General features: G+C 61.2%; 15 protein-coding genes and 1 tRNA gene. 7 read left to right on the top strand and 9 right to left on the bottom strand.

Annotated elements, in window-relative coordinates:
- The first annotated feature begins 4 nt into the window (after positions 1-4).
- The 4 genes from speA to speB all read left to right on the top strand — a co-directional run bounded on the left by speA (position 5) and on the right by speB (position 5,268).
- The gene (speA, locus tag ACR0EF_RS00080; protein WP_170371913.1) at positions 5-1,894 is read left to right on the top strand and encodes a biosynthetic arginine decarboxylase; all 1,890 of its coding nucleotides are present in this window, start codon (positions 5-7) and stop codon (positions 1,892-1,894) included.
- A 23-nt stretch (positions 1,895-1,917) separates the two neighbouring features.
- Positions 1,918-3,129, top strand: a complete 1,212-nt coding sequence (locus ACR0EF_RS00075; RefSeq protein WP_170371915.1) for a saccharopine dehydrogenase family protein — start codon at positions 1,918-1,920, stop codon at positions 3,127-3,129.
- A 130-nt stretch (positions 3,130-3,259) separates the two neighbouring features.
- The gene (gene nspC / locus ACR0EF_RS00070; protein WP_170371917.1) at positions 3,260-4,429 is read left to right on the top strand and encodes a carboxynorspermidine decarboxylase; all 1,170 of its coding nucleotides are present in this window, start codon (positions 3,260-3,262) and stop codon (positions 4,427-4,429) included.
- Positions 4,426-5,268, top strand: coding sequence for an agmatinase (speB, locus tag ACR0EF_RS00065; protein WP_170340135.1), 843 nt, complete (start codon positions 4,426-4,428; stop codon positions 5,266-5,268). Before nspC ends, speB begins: the two co-directional genes overlap by 4 nt.
- Here speB and ACR0EF_RS00060 read toward each other — a convergent pair.
- A complete protein-coding gene (locus tag ACR0EF_RS00060; protein ID WP_170339515.1) occupies positions 5,265-5,855 on the bottom strand; it encodes an HD domain-containing protein in 591 nt (196 codons plus the stop codon). The genes speB and ACR0EF_RS00060 overlap by 4 nt on opposite strands.
- A 104-nt stretch (positions 5,856-5,959) precedes the next feature.
- Between ACR0EF_RS00060 and ACR0EF_RS00055 the strand changes: the two genes are divergently transcribed.
- Entirely contained in the window at positions 5,960-6,796 is an 837-nt protein-coding gene (locus ACR0EF_RS00055; protein WP_170369953.1) for a LysR family transcriptional regulator, read from the top strand.
- A gap of 2 nt (positions 6,797-6,798) precedes the next feature.
- Here ACR0EF_RS00055 and lptF read toward each other — a convergent pair whose 3' ends face one another.
- From lptF to ACR0EF_RS00015, 8 genes are all read right to left on the bottom strand, one after another.
- Positions 6,799-7,938 carry an LPS export ABC transporter permease LptF gene (lptF, locus tag ACR0EF_RS00050; protein ID WP_170340129.1) on the bottom strand — a complete coding sequence of 380 codons (1,140 nt, stop codon included), beginning with the start codon at positions 7,936-7,938 and terminating at the stop codon, positions 6,799-6,801.
- A 51-nt stretch (positions 7,939-7,989) separates the two neighbouring features.
- Entirely contained in the window at positions 7,990-9,429 is a 1,440-nt protein-coding gene (gene qhpG, locus ACR0EF_RS00045; RefSeq protein ID WP_170371919.1) for a flavin-dependent monooxygenase QhpG, read from the bottom strand.
- Between the two features lie 11 nt (positions 9,430-9,440).
- Positions 9,441-10,748 carry a radical SAM/SPASM domain-containing protein gene (locus tag ACR0EF_RS00040; protein ID WP_170371922.1) on the bottom strand — a complete coding sequence of 436 codons (1,308 nt, stop codon included), beginning with the start codon at positions 10,746-10,748 and terminating at the stop codon, positions 9,441-9,443.
- The gene (locus tag ACR0EF_RS00035; RefSeq protein WP_170371924.1) at positions 10,745-12,502 is read right to left on the bottom strand and encodes a ferritin-like domain-containing protein; all 1,758 of its coding nucleotides are present in this window, start codon (positions 12,500-12,502) and stop codon (positions 10,745-10,747) included. The genes ACR0EF_RS00040 and ACR0EF_RS00035 overlap by 4 nt, the downstream gene beginning before the upstream one ends.
- Entirely contained in the window at positions 12,495-14,195 is a 1,701-nt protein-coding gene (locus tag ACR0EF_RS00030) for a hypothetical protein (RefSeq protein WP_170371926.1), read from the bottom strand. The genes ACR0EF_RS00035 and ACR0EF_RS00030 overlap by 8 nt, the downstream gene beginning before the upstream one ends.
- Positions 14,196-14,239: 44 nt before the next feature.
- The gene (locus tag ACR0EF_RS00025; protein ID WP_170371928.1) at positions 14,240-15,799 is read right to left on the bottom strand and encodes an FAD-binding oxidoreductase; all 1,560 of its coding nucleotides are present in this window, start codon (positions 15,797-15,799) and stop codon (positions 14,240-14,242) included.
- A 123-nt stretch (positions 15,800-15,922) separates the two neighbouring features.
- Positions 15,923-19,237, bottom strand: coding sequence for an adenylate/guanylate cyclase domain-containing protein (locus tag ACR0EF_RS00020; RefSeq protein ID WP_170371930.1), 3,315 nt, complete (start codon positions 19,235-19,237; stop codon positions 15,923-15,925).
- A 204-nt stretch (positions 19,238-19,441) separates the two neighbouring features.
- Positions 19,442-19,517: transfer RNA gene (locus tag ACR0EF_RS00015), tRNA-Trp, on the bottom strand.
- 144 nt (positions 19,518-19,661) lie between these two features.
- On the opposite strand from ACR0EF_RS00015, the gene ACR0EF_RS00010 reads away from it, so the two are divergent.
- Positions 19,662-20,366: a lysophospholipid acyltransferase family protein gene (locus ACR0EF_RS00010; RefSeq protein WP_170365189.1), complete on the top strand. Its 705-nt coding sequence runs from the start codon at positions 19,662-19,664 to the stop codon at positions 20,364-20,366.
- Positions 20,367-20,411: 45 nt separating this feature from the next.
- A partial coding sequence (locus ACR0EF_RS00005) for a hypothetical protein (RefSeq protein ID WP_480771311.1) occupies positions 20,412-20,847 on the top strand: 436 nt, incomplete at its 3' end.

The following is a 20,847-nucleotide window of genomic DNA, read 5'->3' as shown; positions in this document are numbered from 1 at the left end:
TGGATTGAAACAGACGCCCGTCGCACCGCATTCCATCTACGGGGTTGAAAAATGGGGCAAGGGTCTCATCGAGGTGACGGAGGACGGCGAGATCGGTCTGCGCAATCCCATGGTACCCGATGCGGCGGCCATCAGCCTGCCCGGCATTCTGCACGACCTTGATCAGCGCGGAATCAAGGCGCCGATGATCCTGCGCATCAGTTCATATCTGGAACGCGAGATCGCGCATATCAACGAAAGCTTCCGCGATGCGATCGCGCGTACTGGCTACAAGGGGTCCTATCGCGGCGTATTCCCGATCAAGGTGAACCAGCAGGCGCAGGTCGTCGACCGGATCGTCGAATTCGGCAAGCAATACAATTACGGGCTCGAGGCCGGTTCGAAACCCGAATTGGTGATCGCCCTTGCGCACCGTCTGGCACCCGAGGCGCTGATCGTGTGCAACGGCGTCAAGGACGCAGAGTTCATCGAACTGGCCATCCTCAGCCGCAAGATCGGGTTCAACACGGTCATCGTTCTGGAAAGCCCGAAAGAGGCCGACACGGTCATCGAGGTCTACGAACGGCTGGGCATCGAACCACTGCTGGGCGTGCGGGTGAAACTGACCAACCAGATCAGCGGCAAATGGCAGGAAAGCTCGGGGGATCGGTCGACCTTCGGCATGAACACCGATCAGCTGGTCGCGGTCGTCGACAAGCTGCGCGATGCCGGCCTGCTGCATTGCCTGAAGCTGCAGCATTCGCATCTGGGCAGCCAGGTGCCCGACGTGAACGACGTACGCCGCGCCGTGGGCGAGGCCTGCCGTTATTACACCGAACTGACCCGCGAGGGCGTGCCGCTGACGCACCTGGATCTGGGCGGCGGCATGGGCGTCGATTACACGGGCGAGAAGAAGGCGACCGAAAACTCGATCAACTACACGGTCGAGGAATACTGCGCCAATGTGGTGGAAACCGTGGCCTATGCCATGGACGAGGCCGAAGTGGACCACCCCACGCTGGTGACCGAAAGCGGCCGCGCGGTGGTGGCGACCTCGTCGATGCTGGTGTTCAACGTGCTGGAAAGCACGCTCTATGACGCACCCAACGGCCCCGAGGTGGAACCCGACGACCACCACCTCGTGTCAGATCTGGCGGCGGTGAACGGTTATCTCAGCCAAGACCGCCTGCAGGAATGCTGGAACGACGCCACCTTCTACCGCAACGAGCTGCGCGCCCTGTTCCGCCGCGGTTACGTGGACCTGCGCCAGATGGCCCGGGCCGAGCGCATCTACCTGTCGCTGATGGCGCGGATCAAGGCGCTGGCTGCCTCGGACGATGTCGAAACCGATGTGGACGACCAGTTGGAAAAGCTGGCGGACATCTATCACTGCAACTTCTCGCTGTTCCAGTCGCTGCCCGATGTCTGGGCGATCGACCAGCTGCACCCGATCGTGCCGCTGCAGATGCTGGACCAGGCCCCCGACCGCCGCGCGGTACTTTCCGACATCACCTGCGACAGCGACGGCAAGATCGACCGGTTCATTCTGGCCGACGGTGTCTCTCCCAGCCTGCCGGTGCATTCCCTGCCCGAAGATCGCGACTATTACATGGGCGTGTTCTTCGTCGGCGCCTATCAGGAAACCCTAGGCGACCTGCACAACCTGTTCGGCGACACCAACGTGGTCACCATCGACCTGCGCGCCGATGGCGGGTTCGACCTGCTGCATGAACAGGAGGGTGACACGATCAGCGAAGTCCTGTCCTATGTCGAGTTCGACCCAAGCGACTGCATCGCTGCCTTCCGCAAGATGGTCGACGAGGCGATCTCGACCGGCACGCTCAAGGCGAATGAACGCAAAACCCTGATGACTGCCTATCGCGACAGCATCAACGGCTATACCTACTACGAATAACCCCGGCGAAAGGAGAATTTCCCATGGGCAAGACACTGGTTGTTGGCGCGGGTGGCGTCAGCCACGCCGCCGTGCACAAGATGGCGATGAATTCCGACATCTTCACCGAGATCACGCTGGCCAGCCGCACCAAGGCGAAATGCGATGCCATCGCCAAATCGGTCAAGGAACGCACCGGCGTCGACATCAAAACTGCCGAGCTTGACGCCTACAAGGTCGCCGACACCGTCAAGCTGATCAAGGACACCGGGGCCGAGCTTCTGGTGAACCTGGCCTTGCCCTATCAGGACCTTGTGCTGATGGATGCCTGCCTCGAGGCCGGGTGCCACTATCTCGACACCGCCAACTATGAGCCCGAGGACGAGGCCAAGTTCGAATACCACTGGCAGTGGGCCTATCAGGACAAGTTCAAGCAGGCCGGCCTGACCGCGATCCTCGGCTCGGGCTTCGATCCCGGCGTGACCAGCGTCTTTGCCAAGTGGCTCAAGAAACACAAGCTGGACTCGATCCGCCAGATCGACGTTCTGGACGCCAATGGCGGCCAGAACGATCAGGAATTCGCCACCAACTTCAACCCCGAGATCAACCTGCGCGAAGTACTGGCCGACGCCCGCCACTGGGAAGGCGGCGAGTGGAAAGTGACGCCGGCCATGACCCACAAGGTCGAGTTCGACTTCCCCGGCATCGGGCCGAAGAACATGTACCTCATGTATCACGAGGAACTGGAGTCACTCTCGACCCACTTCCCCGAGATCGAGCGCGCCCGTTTCTGGATGACCTTCGGCGATGCCTACATCACCCATGCCAACGTGCTGCAGAATGTCGGCATGACCCGGATCGACCCGGTGGTCCACAACGGGGTCGAGATCATCCCGATCCAGTTCCTGAAGACCCTGCTGCCCGATCCCGGCGATCTGGGCGCCGAAACCAAGGGCAAGGCCTGCATCGGCGACATCGCCACCGGCCAGGCCAAGGACGGTACGGGCGAAAAGACCTATTACATCTACAACATCTGCGACCACGAGGAATGCTACCGCGAGGTCGGCAGCCAGGCGGTCAGCTACACCACCGGAGTCCCGGCCATGATCGGCGCGGCGCAGGTGCTGAAGGGCAACTGGCGCGAGCCGGGCGTGTGGAACATGGAACAGCTCGACCCGGATGATTTCATGGACATGCTCAACAAGCACGGCCTTCCCTGGCAGGTCCACGAACTCGATGGCCCGGTCGAGTTCTGAACCCTCGGGGCGGTCCGCGCGACCGCCCTGCTTCATCTGGCCCAGAATATCCCGGGGGGTCGCCATTGGTCCGAGCGACAATGGCGACAAGTCGCACCCCCGGCTTATCCACCAATCGGAGACGCCGGACATGACCCAACTGATGCAGACACAGGCCGGAGACGCCGGTGCCTTCCGCACCTTCGACCTCAATCGCGTTCCTACGCCTTGCTTCGTCGTCGACGAAAAGGCAGTGGAGCGAAACCTTGCGGTTCTGGCCGATATCGGCGAGCGGTCCGGCGCACATATTCTGTCCGCGCTCAAGGCCTTCTCCATGTTCGCTCTGGCCCCGCTGGTGCGCCAGTATATCGGCGGCACCTGCGCCAGCGGCATCTACGAGGCCCGGCTGGGCCGCGAGGAATATGGCGGCGAGGTCGCGACCTTCTGCGCGGGCTACAAGGAAACCGACATCGACGAAATCCTTGCGCTCTCAGATCACATCATCTTCAACAGCCCCGGGCAGAAAGACCGTTTTCGTGCCAAGGCACAAGCTGAGGGGCGGCAAGTCGGGCTACGGATCAACCCCGAGCATTCCGAAGGCGAGGTCGCGAAATACGACCCCTGCGCCCCGTGTTCGCGCCTCGGCACCCCGGTCAGCCAACTAGACGCCAAGGCGCTGGAGGGCGTGGATGGCCTGCACATACACACGCTCTGCGAACAGGGGTTCGAGCCGCTGGCGCGCACATGGGCGGCGGTCGAACCGAAGCTCGCGCCATTCCTGAACAGCCTGAAATGGCTGAATTTCGGCGGCGGCCACCACATCACCCGCAACGACTATGACCGCGACGGGCTGGTGGAGTTCATCAAACACATCCGCGCCAAATACGGCGTCGAGGTCTATCTGGAACCCGGCGAAGCCGTGGCACTGGACGCGGGCATCCTGGTGGGTGAAATACTCGACCTGCCGCACAACGGCATGGACCTGGCGATCACCGACATCTCGGCCACCTGCCACATGCCCGACGTGATCGAGGCCCCCTACCGCCCCGCCCTGATGGACGAAGCCGAAACCGGCCACACCTATCGCCTGGGCGGCCCCTCGTGCCTGGCGGGAGACGTGATCGGCGACTACATTTGGGCCGAGCCGCTGCGGATCGGGCAGCGCTTCGCCTTTCTCGATCAGGCGCATTACTCGATGGTCAAGACCAACACGTTCAACGGCGTGCCCCTGCCCACCATCGCCCTGTGGAACAGCGAAACCGATGACCTGAAGATCATCAGGGAATTCGGCTACGACGACTTCAAAGAGAGGCTTTCATGAGCATTTTCCTCGACAGCGAACTGACCGAGGCCGAACGCAGCGAAGACGCCCGGTTCCGTGTCATCCCGGTGCCGTTGGAACGGACGGTCTCCTACGGTTCGGGTACTGCAGGCGGCCCCGCCGCGATCATCGCAGCCAGCAATGAACTCGAACGCATTACTGGACATTCCGAACCCTGTGTCGATGGCATCTTCACCGAACCTTCGCTGGATTGCACCGGCCCGCTGCCGGACGTCATGGAGCGTCTGGCCCAGCGCACCGAGGCCGCGATCCGCGCCGGCACGGTGCCGGTCACGCTGGGCGGTGAACACTCGCTGAGCTATGGCGCGGTGATGGGCGTGGCCCGCGCATTGGGTCAGCCCCTCGGCATCGTGCAGATCGACGCCCATGCCGATCTGCGCAACGCCTATCAGGGCGAGAAACACAGCCACGCCTCGGTCATGCATCTGCTGGCCGAGGAAGGCGTCCGTCTGGCGCAATTCGGCGTACGCGCCTTCTCGACCGAAGAAGCCAAAAGCCGTCTGAGGAACCGTGTCTTCCATGTGGATGCCGAAGAGCTGGTCACCGGCAACATTCATGCCGTCGACCTGCCCGAGGACTTTCCCGAACTGGTCTATGTCAGCTTTGACGTCGACGGGCTGGACCCGTCATTGATGCCCGCAACCGGCACGCCGGTTCCGGGCGGGCTGGGATACTATCAGGCGCTGCATCTGGTCGAACACGCCTTGAAAGGCCGCCGCTGCGTGGGCTTCGACGTGGTCGAACTGGCCCCGGACGGCAACGCGGCGTGGGATTTCACCACGGCACAGATCGTCTATCGCCTGATGGCCTCCTGCTAGTCCTCGGCGGTTTCGTTGAGTTCCATGTGCCCCTCGCCCTTGTTCAACACGCGGCGCAGCATGGGCTCGAAGAACTCCAGCGGCCTGGTCGGATAGTCCGGGTCGAACGCCTTTTGATCGTATTCGTGGCAGAAATAGCGGCAGTCCTCCCAATAGGGGCTGTCGCGGTATTTGTCCCGCGCGTTGCGGTCTCCACCCAGATGGTGGTTGTAGTAATAGCCCTGGAACACGCAGTGATGTTTCAGGATCCAATGGGTGCGTTCGCTGACATAGGGCTTCATCATCGCCGCTGACAGCTCACCGTGGTTGTAGGGTGACAGGATGTCCCCGGTGTCATGGATCAGAGCAGCCACGACCAGTTCCTCATCCGCGCCATCCTCGTAGGCCCGCGTCGCGGCCTGCAGGCTGTGCTGATACCGGTTGACCGGATAGGGTGTCCATTCCTCGTCCAAGGACCGGATCGCGTCCAGAATCCGGTCGGGCAAAGCCGCGTTATAGGCCTCTTCATATTCCATGACGGCGTCCCAATCCGCCTTGGTGGCCTCTTCGAAACTGGTCCAGGTGGGTTTGTGGCTTTTGTCCAGCATGGCAGGTCCTTTGGCTGCGGGTCACTGCCAGACTAGCCGCGACCAGCCAATAGAAAAAATGAATTGATTTTATCACGTCGATCAAAAAATAGTCTCACATGCAGATGCGTGAGCTCGAAACGTTTTTATGCGTGGCGGAAACCGGTGGGTTCCATGCTGCGGCCCGACGGATGAACGTGACACAGACGGCTGTCAGTGCACGGATTCGCCAGCTTGAGGCCGCTACGGGCAAAGCCCTGTTTTCACGTGGTGCCGGCGGTACCAGCCTCACCGACTTCGGGGCGCAGTTCAAACCCTATGCCGAACAGATGCTGTCGCTTTGGTCCTTCGCCTCGCAGGACCTGCCGGCCCAAAGTCAAGGTCGTGTGGCCCTTCGCCTGGGCGCTCAGCTCAGCATCTGGGACCCGCTTCTGGTCGATCTGGCCGTCCGGTTCGAGCAGAGGTTTGGCAAACTTCTGTTGACGCTCAACTATGACCACACGCTGAACATGTCCGAGGCCGTTGCTTCGCACGTTCTGGACGTGGCGTTGACACATGAGAGGCCATCGCGGTCCGGGATTTCGTGCCAGGACTTGCCGCGCGAGCACTTGATCCTTGTCGAGACGCCCCATCTGGCTGAGTCCGGTACCGATCCTGTTTTCATCAATCTCGAACTTGGTGAAGGCTATCAGGAGCATGTACGCGGTCTTGCCCGGCTGTCTGCTGGGCAAACCGTGTTTCTGGGCAATTGCATGATGGCACTGCGCTATATCCTGCAACGCGGTGGGCGCGGTTTTTTCCCGCTCAGCGTCGTCGCCCCGCACCTTGAAAGTGGCGCGCTGCGCAAAGTCGAGGAAGCGGCACCACTAATTCTACCGGTTCACCTAGTCTCGCGCGCCGAGGATGACCACACAAAACTGTTGGATGAATTATACCAGTGCCTGTCAGAGCTGCGGGGCTGACCTCAGGCCGGGGATGGCGCGGGTGCGGCAGTTCTCACCCGCCGGCGAATGATCGGTCTTCCGGCGAAAGCCAGAAACACGGCCGATATTGCGAACCCGACAACGGCTGGACCATAGAGCAGCGGCCATAGCTTCGCATCCTTGATCACCACCGGAGATACGAACCCACGCACGCCTTCCAACAAGACAAGAATCGTGAATGCCGCGAATATCTGAGGCCAAAGGCCGAACCGGGAAAAACTGCCCAGCATCAGCGTCGAATACCCAACCAGCGCCACAGTGATGCAGATCGCGATCCAGGAAAACCGCTGGTGCAGCTCTTCCACCAATTCCCCCAACGGGTAGCCATCCGCCGCGGCGACAGCGTCAAGATCGCCCAACAACTCGATCGTCGGAATCGCCTCAAGACTGCGGCGTCCATTGTCGGTGCTTCGGGACAGCTCCGAAATGTCGTATGATGCGTCGTCGAAAAGGGTCGACGACAGCGTCTTGCCTTCCTTGTTCAGCCGCAGTGCAACCCCATCCACCATGACCAGATGAACGCCGGATCCGTTGTTCACCAGATAGGCGGACGTGCTGGAGTATGTGGCGGGGTTTTCCTGATCGCGACGGTCGGACACGAACACCTCGTGCAATGTGCCATCCAGATCAATCCGACCGATATAGACGGTCACGCCCCGAGCCGGGTGCATGAACTCCCCTTCCTTGAGCAACTGCGCGGTGATGTCACCTGCCACCTCAGCCTGGCGCAATTCCAGCTGTTCTACGGATGCGGGCCGCAGAATGACGCTGACGATCGCCATCATCAGCCCCGCCACCAGACCAAATAGCAACACCGCCCGGCCCAGCCGCCATGGGCTGGACCCGGTGGCCAGCATCACGGTCAGCTCGCTTTCCCGGCTCAGCCGGTTGGTGGCATAGACTGCGGCGGCAAAGACCGCCATCGGCATGACCGTTCGGACAAGTGTTGGCAGGGTCAGCGCCGTGAACTCCAGAAACACCATAGCTGACTGGCCGCCACTGATGACGTGTTCGAACAGGCTGACCGAGCGGGTGATCCAGAACACGCCCACCAGAACAAGCGTGAAGAAGCCGAAAAGAACCAATAGCTGCCGCAGGAAATACCCATCAAAGCGCGACATGTGACCTCTTTCGGCTGTTTTATCCTGGCGGGACATTAGGCCATTCGCCAGTCAAGGGGAACCGCGATTGCGCCACAGCTCACCGGCCGGCACAAGGATTTTGGTGTGCCAAAGCCACCGCAGGACCTGTGCCGCCGAGGTGGGTCCGATGCGGCTCGACCATCGCTGCAAAATATCGGGCACAGAGAGTGGTTCGCGCAGATCGGATATCAACGGCGCCAGTTCGGCCCCTGCCAGCGAGTGGACCGCGCGCGGCAGATTGGGGTGGGTCAGAATCTCTGACCTCAGAACATACGCGTCGCCTTGCACACCGCCCTGTACCAGCTTCGCCTCCGGCGACCGGCGAAGCACCTCGCCGGTGGACAGCTCGGCATTCTGCAGGTCCGCAGGCGGGCGGCGAAGCCAGTCCAGCGGCTGTGCGCGCTGGCTCCAGAACGGCCCAGAGGTGACCTCGTGGTGACGTGCATAGAATGCCGCCGCCAATTCGGCGTGGGTTTCGACGCGTTCGCGCTGTCGTTCCGAATAGAATCCCAGCGCGATGTTGGTGTCGCCGGGCCGGGTCAGAATCGTGTTTACAACCACTGCGGCCTGCATGGCCTGCGCCATAGCCAGATGCACCCCTTGCGATGACAGCGCATCGACCGAGAAACTCGCTTCGCCCACACGCAGCAGATCATCGGCGGGCGGGGTCAATTCACATTGGCTGCTGGCATCACACCGGCGCACCGGGCCCATTCGCGCCTGCTCCAGACAGCCGGCCAGAAGAGTCGATCGTGCCAGAAGGTTCAGATACAGATCACGCCGGGCTGCCGGCGACAAACCAGTGCAATCCGACGGGTCGACAAAAACGCAAGCGTTGACCGTACCATCCGGCTGTGCTGCGCCCCAATACCAATGGGCATCACCAGCCTCCACGCGGGCCTGCGTGCCAAAACCCGGAGGGGCTTGCCAGTAGGCATAGAGCGCCGTCAATGGCGCTGAGGCCGGGCGGAACCTCCGACCAAGTCCCGCATGCTTGCCCGCCGCATCCACCAAAAGGTCGGCGCGCAGCCGGCCTTTTCCCTGCGCAGTCAGGATCGGTACCTCCCAACCGGCGCCGGTGCGCCGTGGTCGATAGGCGCGTGCGGGTTGCAACACACGAACACCCGACTGGCGTGCAGCGTCCAGCAGGATGGCATCGAACCGGCTGCGATCCACCAGAAGGCCCGGATCGTCAACTGGCTCACCCCGCCTTTCAAACGCACCGCCCCACATAAGGACGGAACCCGACGATTGCAGGAATCCCGCAGCTTTCATAGCATCGCCCACACCCAGAAACCGCAGAATGGGCCAGATGGAGGCAGGCAGTGACTCTCCGATGTGTTGGCGTGGGAAGATGGCCCGTTCCAGCAGACAGACCCGTCGCCCCAGCTGTGCCAGCCGCATCGCTGTCACGGCCCCGGCCGGGCCACCGCCGATCACGCAGATCTCGGCTTCAATCTCGGCCGCCATCCGCTGCGCCCTCAGGCCGAACGGCGGGCAGCGTCGCCGAAGAAATCCGGGCGGGCAGCCGACAGCCTGACATAGGCCTGCAGGCAATAATCCAGCCAGCCGCGGATATAATCACATGCCGGGCGGCCACGATGAATGACCTCGTGATGGCAACCGCCACCGCACATGTACCGTGCCCAACAGGTGTTGCACGGCGATTGGTTGTGCACGTGGCGCTCGGCCAGCCAGGCTTCTCGCCGCGCATCCGGGCCGTCATGGACATTGCCCATCGCGGCCAAGTCATCCTCGACGAAGCGGTGGCAGGCGAACAGATCGCCATCCGCCGAAACCCCGAAATATCCGCCACCGGCTCCGCAAGCGTAGGGCCGGTGCGTGCCAAGGTGGATCTCGTGCATTGCGGCGGCCATGTTCGAGAAGGGAAAGCGGCGGCCCTGCAGCACTGCGTCTTCGAAAACGCGTCCGCAGCGGATCATCTGCGAAAGCATTTCGGCCATGTCCTTGCTGCTCATTTCTTCGCGCCCGGTTGGCGAAGCCAGCATGGGTGAGAACCCGACCGAGTGGAAACCCATGCCTATGAAATGGCTCAGGGTCTCAGGCAACTCGAGGTTGCGCGGTGTCACGGTGACCCGAGCGCCCACCTGCATGCGATGCTGTTTGTCCAGCAACGGCAGCACCTTGCGCAGAATGGTGTCGTAGCTGCCGCGCCCACCCTGGTTGGGGCGCAACCGGTCATGTGCCTTGCCAACGCCATCCAGACTGATGGTGACGGCAAAGGCGTGGTCTTCGAAAAACTCAGCGTCTTCCGGGCGCAGCAACGTGCCATTCGTCGTGATCGAAAATCCCACATCCACTTTGTTGCGTTGCGCGTGTTCAGCAGCATAAACCGTCGTTTTTCGGATCAGGTTGCGATTGATCAACGGCTCGCCTCCCAGGAAGGCAAGATTGATCCGGGTGCCGGGTTCCGAGTCCATGATCAGCCGATCGACCGAGGCTTTCGCGACCTCCCATTCCATACTGCGGGCAGGACCACCAAAGCTGCCCTGCGAGGCATAGCAATAGGTGCACGCCAAGTTGCATTTCTGCGCGACCGCCAGCGACAAAGACCTGACCGGCATGCGGCGCGGCGGCGCGTCGTCAATGAACGGCACACCATCAAGACCCATCTGCGTCAGAAACTCTCGCTGACTTTCGGCGGCCATACGGGCGAAGTGATCCGCCGTTCCTTCGGCCACATCGAACACGCGCGAGCCATCTACGGCGAGCATGTGCTCGCCCAATGTCGTTTCGAAAAAATGCACCTCGGCAGATGGGTCGGTCATGTCTCGACCTCGGGCCAGAACGGGATACCGATACCCTTTTCCGCCAAGGCTTCACCGGTGACCCGGAAGCTTTTCATCGTGTCGCGCACCTGCTGGATATACTTCTGCGCTTCGGTAAATCGGTTCTGAGCCTCGTTTTGATAGGCCTGTTCGAGCCCATCGGTGATGCGGCGGAACAGATCCAGTACCTCTTTCGCCTGCGTTTCCGAGCCCACTTGGATCGGGCGCAGATAGGCAGGTGTGCCGCGGCCCGTTTGGTATTTGGCCAGAACGTCCTTCATCTGGCGGAACCGCAGAAAATGCTCGTCGCCGTCGGTGTCGATCCGCACGGCCAAAGCATACAGACGCCGATCGGTGAACGCCTTGTGTTCCAGTGTCGCCACGCACTGGGCATAAGCACGGTCGATGAACCCGTCGGGGCGTTCGATCTCGATGAAGTCGTCGATGGCCTCAGGCGTCAAAGGGCGCAACGACCGTGGGATGATCCGCTTGGGTCCGATGGGCAGGGCAAGCGCGGGCGTCAGCACCGGTTCGTAATCCTTGCCCTGCAACGACCACAGCAACTGGTTTGCCCAGCGCATGTGGGTCATCTCGCCGATCGCAACTTCAAGCAGGGCGCGCCGCGCAAAGATCAGATCATCCTTCAGCGTTGGCCAGCGCTCGGAACCGACGGTTTCGGGATCGGCCAGCGAAAAATAGGCATAGAGGTATTGCAGGCTGAGCGTCATCTCCATCGGCGCCAGACGGGTCTGCAGGTCCTGGACCATCGCCGCTACGCTTTCATACGGTTCGACACCGGGCAGGTCCGTGTCGGCCTCGTAGACTTCGCCGGTCTCGCGTCCCTCGACGACGATCGGCAGGTCGCTCCACATCTGGTTGACCTCGTAGTGGTCAATCTGGAACGGGCGGTTCTGTTCGACGGTATTCAACGCCGCCACATTGCCCGAGGGCGATTTGTCCGAACGCAGCCAATCCAGATAGGTTTCGGCCACGACCGGATCGTCGGGCGCACCAGTCGGCAGGCGGGTGTCATGCGGTACTTCGGCAGTGACCACATCCGGGTGGTTTGATGGCCAGTAGTGGCAGCCGCAATCCCGAAAGTCATGCGACCAGGGATTGCACAGGCTTTGGGTCAGCTCTCCGGGGTCGTAGGCCGTATCGAACACGCCGGCTTCGGTGCGGTACTGCCGGCGGTATCCGTGCAGGACGACCGGCGGTGCATCGACGACACCGTCGTGATTGCGCCGCTCCAGTGCGATGGTCACCGGATGGTCGTCGCCGCATTCAAGGCTGCGGATGAACCGCCAGACCAGCATGCCGTCGTAGGGATTGCCCTTGTCATCACGGAACGAGATACGTCGCCCGCCTTGTTCGACCCAGGCCAGAAACCACCGGCCGCTGGACAGCTCGGCGCCGATGTCACCACGATAGGCGTCCAGCAAATCCTGCACCCAAGGTGCCGAACTGTCATCGGGCAACATCGGGTCATAGAAATAGTCGACATAGACCAGATGAAACCCTTGCGCGTTTTCGGGTGCTTCCGGAACCGGGTTCAGCGGGACACGTACGGCATTGAAAACCAATCCCGGAAAGAACCGGCGATCGAGGTCGCGTACGTCCATTTCCAGCCCCGGAAAACAATTGCCGACCGACCCGTCCAGCCGGGTGTTGTCAGGGTTGCCGGGCACCTTGTAGGCCGCACGGGCCGTCAGGTTGCGGGGTTTGATGCGGATCGGCGCTGGTTTGTCAGACATCCCGAGGCTCTCCTACCGGTTCGGTTTCGGGCGCGGGCGGGTGCGCCTCGAGGTAATCGATGAAAGACATCACCAGGTGGTACTGCCGCCGTGACAACGAGAGCGGAAAATAGTTTGAATCCCGCATGTAAGGCGGCATGCGGGCGTCGTGCATTATGTCGCGCACGATCCGTGGGTCGCGGAAGGCAGGATCGGGTGTCTGGTCAGGGTTCGGGTCCTCTTCGAACTGGGCCAGAACGCCAAAGGGCGGGCGCATCAATCGCCGCACGAAATCAGGCCTGCGGCGCAGAAAGTCCAAAAGGTTTTCCTCATCGATCAACTGCTCATGCACAAACTTGGTGGCGACCGTATAGGGCAGCTGTTCATTCGGGACCGAGTTCGAGAAAACCGACACCGGCTGTGGGCGGATCAACTCATCGATCTTGTCGAGAGGCACCGCGTCCTTTTCCGTCATCGATGCCGCATCGGTGGACGGCAGGCCCGGTGTGGGTGCGATTTTGGTCTGCGCCTGAAGAGAGGCATTGTCCTTGAGGCCCTGTGCCCGGATGTCATCCAGATTGATCAGGCTGTTGGTCTCGAACGCCCTTCGGAAGATGTCGACCACTTCGGTTTTTGCATCAACATAGTTTTCGGCGGTGACCGAGATCAACGACATGTCGCGATCCGCCAGATCGTCTTCGAGGCTGTAGAAAGGCCGGCAATCCGGTGCGAAATCCGGCGGTCCGGTGAAGATGCGCGCCCGGGCGACCAAACGCTGACCGCGAACAGCCAGCGTGGCCTCGATCGTTCCATCACACGTGTCGTCAACCACCCCCCAGGACTGATCATTGCCGACCCGTGCACCATCATAACTGTCATGCGGTTCGGGATCGTCAGACAACCCCGACATCATGATCCACTTCGACCACGGCGTGTCCGGGTTCAGGATGCGGTTCTGCGCCGGCACGATCTCATGAATCCGGCCATATTCCGATTTGGGCGGGTCATTCTTGTATCCCGGAACAGCAAGGGTTGCAGGGCCGAAGGCGGCGTCGGGCGGGCCGTATACCTCGCCCTTGGGCGGAGTGAACCGCAAACGTAGAAGACTGCGGTCCACCATCTCGCCGGGCACCGGCTCGTCCGTCCCTTGGACCGGGCGGACAACCCGCACCGAGCCCAGCGGGATCGGGTTGTGTTCATAGACCAGCGGTTGCTGTTCCGACGTGTGCGGACTGAAGGCCAGCAAGGGTTTAGGAGTAAAATCCTCGGCCGCGATCTCGACCCGTGTACGAAACCCGCAGGCTGCATCTCCGGTGCGGCGGGCGGCTTTCTGATTACCTACAGCGACCGTGTAGCGGATGTTCTTCAGCGACAACCCCTGCCCTTCAAGAAGGTTCAGAGTCACAGGAGTTTCATAGGCCTCGCCGGTTTCAGCATCGAACATTCGCGCCCACAGTTCAAAGAACGGCGCGACCGGGCGCAGGGCGCCGGTGCCTTCATCCCGAAATCGAATCTTCCGCGGGTCCGGCAGGTAGGCCGAGACACTCCCATCCTCGTTTTCCCGCAAAGTCACGTTCGAGCGTATGACCGTCTTGTTGTTGCCATGCGCGTCCAGATCCTGCTGCCATTCGTAGCTTTCCAGCGGGGTCTCGCCCGGGCCAAGCCTGGCAACGGCCATCGGCGGCAGAAAGAAGATTTCCTGTATCGTGTCCATGCCGGGCGCTCTCCAGTTTGGCCATGCCGGTCCGCAACCCGTTTTCAGGGGTACGAATAGCTTTGATAGGTAATCGTCGGGTCCGAGAAGAACGGAGTCGACTTGTCCCGAATGATGTCCGGCGGAGCGTCGTCCGGAACCGGAGAAATACTCTGCTGGTAGTGAAAGAAGTTCTGTGGGTCGAATTTCCGCTTCACGAACAGAAGTGAGTTGAAGTTGTCGCCCCAATAGAGCCAACGATAGTTCAACTGAGTGCGCCGCGGATAATTCTGATAACAGCGATCGATGAAGAAGCCCTCGTCCGTCATCATCTGCATGAACCCATCCAACCATGGGACCACGACGTCTTTCTCATCCTCGGACAACCAGAACACGTCAACGTAGAAATTCATCGACACGTCGCGGTGAATGAAGGCGTTTCCCTGTTTGCCAACCGGCATTCGATTGATCGCCCCGCCATACGGCTCGATCGCCACCGCCCCGTAGGCGTTTGGCGTGCTGTCCAGATAGTCGACGACCCTTTTCCATTCATCTTGCGACAGTTGGCGGGCGATATACCCGCCCTGCTTGTCTTCGCGGGCCTGATCCGGGACCACCGGGATGTCGTATTTCTCATCATACAGCCAGGAATTGATCTGCTGGTAGGTCCCTGTCTTGCTGTTTTCCATGTGGCCGCCAATGGGTTCGTCCAACAGCGGCTGAATGACCCGGCGCCCTTCGTCTTCGGGCCCGTGATATAGGGCCGAGACCAAGAGAACCTTCTGGTCTCCTTGATACGCAAGAAAGATGTAGGCCCCAAATTTGTCCGAGAGACCGTCCTTCATGTAGTTGGCCTGCAGAAACTCCAAAGCCTTGGCAGCCCTGTCCAGTGGCCATTTGATATGAACGCCCCAGACTTCGTACAGGTTGTGCAGCTTGAACCGGATTTCCAGAAGCACCCCGAAATTGTTGCCGGTGCCTCCCCGGATCGCCCAGAAAAGATCGGGGTTGGTCGTGTCATCCGCGATTACGATACTGCCATCCCACAGCATCACCGTCACGCCCAGGACATTGTCGCAGGCCATTCCGAACAGGCGCGACGTGAACCCGTATCCTCCGCCCATCATGAACCCGGCCACGCAGACATCCTGACACGCGCCACCCGGCACATGAAGATGATAGGAATCCAGCACCGAGTTCAGGACCTTGAACGGGGTGCCGGGGCCGACATAGGCCATCGGGGTATCGGGGTCGACCGTCACGTACCACATCCTGCTGGTATCCAGCACCATCGCATTGTTGACCGAGTACCCCGCGGTGCTGTGCCGGCCCGATCGGCTGACCACCCACAGATCATGGTTCCGCGCGAAGGCCAGACTGGCCCGCACGTCCTGAATGGTTTCGCAATAGACAATGATTTCCGGGTAGTCCTGAAAGGCCGGGTTCCAAAGCTGACGATCCGTGTTGTAGTTCGGATCCGTCGGCAAAACAACCGATCCAACCAGGCCTTTTTCAAACTCCCGGATCTGTTCGGGTGTGATCGGATGATAGCGCTGCAGCGACAGGTCCGTTCGGCTGGAGGCGACGCGATCCTTGGCCAGAATGGTCTTGCTTATCTTGCGCATGATGGACGCTCCCTTGGCATAACATGCAGAACGCGCAGGGAAAAAACACTGCGCGCACGTATTACGGTCTTTCCATCAACCCATTTCTGCCCGTCCCAAGCTGGCAGAAAGTTTCCGTGCCGGTCAAGAGATCGTTTCAAGCAATGCCCGGGCTTCGAGGAATTCAGGGATGTCGGCCTTTGGGTCGAAACGTTCCAGGGCATCGGACAGCCATGGCCCCGGCGGCCCCCCGGTTTTGGATACGCGGCGCGTCAGCTCAACGGCTGCGCGCAATTCGAACAGGCTGGCCCCACATTTGCGCGCCTCGGACACCGCCTGTTTGAGCATCGGTTCGGGATCTTTCCGCCCATGATCGTCAAGCAACGAGCGGACCCTGAAAACCTCGGCATCGGCCCATCCTTCGTCGGTGTCTTTGCGCCAAAGTTCGGCCTGCGTCAGCGCCTGCTTGGCGGCCTTGAGCCCCCCGGCACGCACCAGAAGTTCCGCGATCAGCGACAGAAAGAAGCTTTTGTAGTTTCCGGCGCCACTGGACCACCAGTCATCCGACGCCTGCCGCAGGGCCGCGATGTGCTCGGCGTCCGGGGTCTGGTGCGCCCGTGCCCAACTGAGCCACATGCGGGCCGTGATCGACATGAAGGCCAACCTGTGCTCGCGAGAAATCTCCTCCAGCGGTGCGACGGTCGCGACCAGTGCGTCGATATCGCGGTGCAACAGATGGACCATGCACGTATAGGTCAGGACCTGGGCCACGCTGTGCGCGTGTTGCAATTCATTGGCCCACTCCAGAGCCTGCGCCTGAACCCTCCGCGCGCGGGCCGGCTCACCCATCAGGCTGTAACAGACCCCCAGGAAGCCGGCTGTGATGGCCGCATGGTCGGTGCCGTAGACATAGGCCAGCTTCCCATGTGTTTTGAAATCGTAAAGGGTCCAGGCCTGCTCAAGGTGCGCTCTGGCATCTGTCAGATTGCCGATGTGCAGTTGCACGGCGCCCATGGCGCGGTGCCCTACCATCCGATGCTCGGTCCGGCCGCTGACTTCGGCCAGGTCCAGGATCTGGTCCGCCACCTCACCGGCCAGGCGGTACTCGGCCCGCACAAGGTGAAACGCATAAAGCCCATTGAGAACCGGGAACAGGCGTTCCGTCTCGCGGGCCCGGCGGCACAGCTCGCGCAGCCGGCGATAGGCTTCGCCTGTCGCTTCGCCCGCAATCCCGTCAGTCGAGCGCAAGACACCCGCCCGCAGTACTTGCAGATCAATCTCGCGCAAGTCGCGGTCGCGGCTTTTCGGCAGCTCAGACACAAGACCAAGCGCCTTGGACAAATGGGTCAGTGCTTCGGACAGGGCCGACCGCTCGATCGCTCTCTGACCGGCGTTTTGCCAATGGGTAACGGCCTCTTCGGGTCGGTTTGCCAGCGTATAGTGCTGGGCCAGAACTTCGGGCTGGGTCTGCGCAAGATAGGGTTGCTGGTCCAGCAATACACCCGCAGCCTGATCGTGCAGGACCTGCCGCTCGGACCGCAGAAGGCTGTCATAGGCCATGTCCCGGATCAGAGCATGGCGAAACAGATATTCGTCCTCGGCCCCGTCAGGCGGCCGTTGGATGATGCCCGCCATGGCCAATTGTTCCAGGCTGGCCTGCATCGACGCCGCCGGCAGCATGGAGACCGCCGCGACCAGAGCCACCGAAAAGCGTCGACCGAACACCGCACCGGTCTGCGCCACGTCCTTTGCCATGCCTAGGCGGTCGAGGCGCTCCATCAGCGAATCCTTGAGCGTGCTGGGTACCGACAGCGACGGAAGCGGACCGCGCAGGACATAGCCATCCTCGGTCAGCCGCAACTGGCCGGATTCCAGAAGGCCGCGCGTCACCTCCTGAACAAAGAGCGGGATCCCATCGGTCTTGGCGGCAATCAGGTCGCAGACCGGTCCCGGCAAAGGTTTGCCCCCCGCAACATCCGTGACGATTTCCGCCACCTCGGCATTCGACAATCGGGTCAGGGGGATGTGCAACGTGTTGTGGTGGTGCCCCCAGCTGGGGTCGAATCCCTGCCGGGCCGTGACCACGATAAGAACCGGCAGGTCACGAATCCGCTCGATCACCCTGTCAGTCAGCGAAAGCGTGGTCGGGTCCACCCAATGCGCGTCTTCGAACAGCAACAGAACGGGTTTGCTTCGGGCCATCGACACCAATTGCTGCGTGACGGCTTCCAGCGTCTTTTCCAGCTTGACCTGCGGCGGCAGGTCCAAGGGTCCCAATGCATCATCGGCATCGATGCTCAACAGATCCGCAATCAGGCGCTGTTGTTCGGATGTCAGGTACCGCAGCAGCGGCAGAAGCTTGTCCAGCTTTTGGGCGTCCGTATCCGCCGGCGCGAACCCGGCGGAACGTTCCAGTTGCTGCACGATCGGATACAGAGCACTGCTTGTGTGCAGCGGCGAGCATTGAAAATTCAGACGCAGAATGTCCTGACCCTGCAACTCGTGCGCCAACCCTTCGATCAGCCGGGACTTTCCGATCCCCGCCTCACCCGAGATCAGAACGGATTGACCCGCCCCGTGACTGGCTTCGTTCCACTTGTCACACAGCTTGCGAAACTCGGAGCCGCGACCGATCAGACGGCCGGAACCCGCTTCGGGATTGATCTCGAACCGCCGTTCGATCCGCGCGGTACCCTCCACGGTCCAGGCCTGAATCTCGTCCGCAAACCCCTTGAGAACATGCCTGCCGGCATCCTTCAGCCGGAAAGCGCCCCCGATCAGGCGGCGCGTCGAGGGGCTGATGATCAGCGAATTTGGTTCGGCCAGACCCTGCAAACGGGCGGCCAGATTCGGCGTCCGCCCCATGACCACGTCGTTTTCCCGCAACCCGTCCCCATAGATGGTGCCGACCACCACAAGTCCCGTGGCGATTCCGATCCGCGCCTGCAGCTCTTCCTTTCGGTCGATCGCAGGCAGTTCGTCCAAAATCTGCAACCCGGCCTCGATCGCGCGCGAGGCCGCATCTTCCTGCGCGTGCGGATAGCCGAAATAGATCATCGCGCCATCCCCCATGAAACAGGCGATGTGACCACCGAATTTCGAAACGGCGGTTGTGCAAGTCTCTTTGAATCGCCGCACCAGCTCGCCCAGATCTTCCGGATCCAGGCGCTCGGACATTGCCGTCGAGCCGACGAGATCAACGAACATGACCGTCAATTGCCGGCGCTCGGCCACGATTTTGCCCTGTCGGCGAGTGTGCACGGCGTCACCGGCCGTGTCCTGGGCAAAACGCGCGGTTGCGGCAAGCAGGCGACGTCTGGGCCCTAGCGGCAGCCCGAGATCGATCAGATCATGCTCGGACAGATGAACGAGGTCGGACAAGGCCACTTCTGCCGCAGCGAAGGCCGGGGCGTATTTGGATAGCCCCAACTTCTCCAGAAAAGCGGCGATATCCGTCATTTCTCCCCCAACGGCCTGTCCAACGCCGGTTTGTTTTGGCTCGGTCCACCCCGCGCAGATCGCGCGTCGCAAACCGTGGCCTGTTCATTATCCAACTGACTGAACAGCCTTTTCGTTCTTTACCCGCACGTCAAGAGGTTTGGCGAACCAAACCGGCGCAGCACGGTTGACCGTGGAGGCAGCATTGCTGAATTTCTTGGAGAATGGCAGGGGCAGCAGGGTTCGAACCCGCGACCTACGGTTTTGGAGACCGTCGCTCTACCAACTGAGCTATACCCCTGTGGTGCGCCATCAGATATGCCAGCGGCGCGACGGACTCAAGAGGCTTTTTCAGTTTCTCGGGCACATATGCAATCGACAAAGAAGTTGCGTGCGTCGTGCAGTTCTATAAGACAAGGTTCGGCCCACCGAGAGGAAATTACCCTTGAGCCTTCGCAAGAAGATTGCCGACAGCGAGACGACCCTGAACTGGGCCGCGCGCCGCATCGCCAGCTACATCAGGATGGTCCATCGCAACACCAAATGGCAGCGGATCGGCTATGACGAACTGGACAAACTTGCGGAACAGAGCGAGCCGGTCATCGTCGTGCTGTGGCACCAGCGGCTGGCCCAATCGCCCTATTTCTTTCCGCTGGAAAAAGGGCGCATCTGCTCGATCACATCGGCCGCGCGCGCCGGCAGCATGGTGGGCCGGGTGCAGAAGCTCTTCGGCATGGACACCATCGCCATGTCCAGCCACAAGCGTCACGTGGCCCTGTCGCGTGAAGTGCTGGGCAAGATGAAGCAGGGGATCTCGATCGGCATAGCTGCCGACGGTCCACGCGGCCCGGAACGGGTGTGCTCGACCGTCCCGCTGGTCTGGGCGCGCAGCTCGGGCAAACGCGTTTTTGGCATCACCTATTCGGCCCGCCATGGCCGTGAGGCGGGCACCTGGGACCGGCTGCTGCTGCCGCGCCCCTGGCGCAACGAAGGCGTCTTCCTTTGCCGCGAATGGACTGAGACCGTACCCCGCAAGGCGTCGGAAGAGCAGATCGAGCAACTGCGTCAAAGCCTCGAGAAGCACATGAATGACATCACCGCCGAGGCGGATCGTATGGTCGGTCGCGCCCCGTGGGAACCAAAGCTCTGATCAGCCCGCCTGCTTTCCGCCAAAGTCACGGCGAAGGGCACCGGTTTGCTTGCCCCCAAGCCTTCTGCGTTCCCGAAAAAAATCGCTGACGGTGCAGTCGACTTCGTGATCATCATCGCTGAGAATGGCGTCGCGCATGTCTTCCAGGTCCTTGTTGTGAAGGATTTGCGCCCCGTAATTCAGAAACTCAAAGCCAAACATCGCGTCCTCCTGCTGTTCGGGCATTCTGCCGAGCGTGCACAGGTCGCTTTCGGCGTTGCACATCAGGTAGACATTCAGCTTCTGGAGCAGATGGGCGGAAGGTTAAGATTTCTCAAGCCGAGGGTCGGGGGCACTACCAAATCGAAAACAATGGCAGACTTGGAACCATCTGATCTGCTTCCCAATAAGAAAAGGCCGCCCCGGATTGGGACGGCCTTCTTTGGTTTCTCACCGAGTTGCTTTCGGCTGGCTTCGCTTTGGAAAACCGCCTGCCGCAACC

The organism is Ruegeria sp. CG8, from assembly GCF_056537165.1.
Note: the sequence above shows the minus strand (reverse complement) of the source record. Positions and strands in the feature narration are given on the sequence as shown.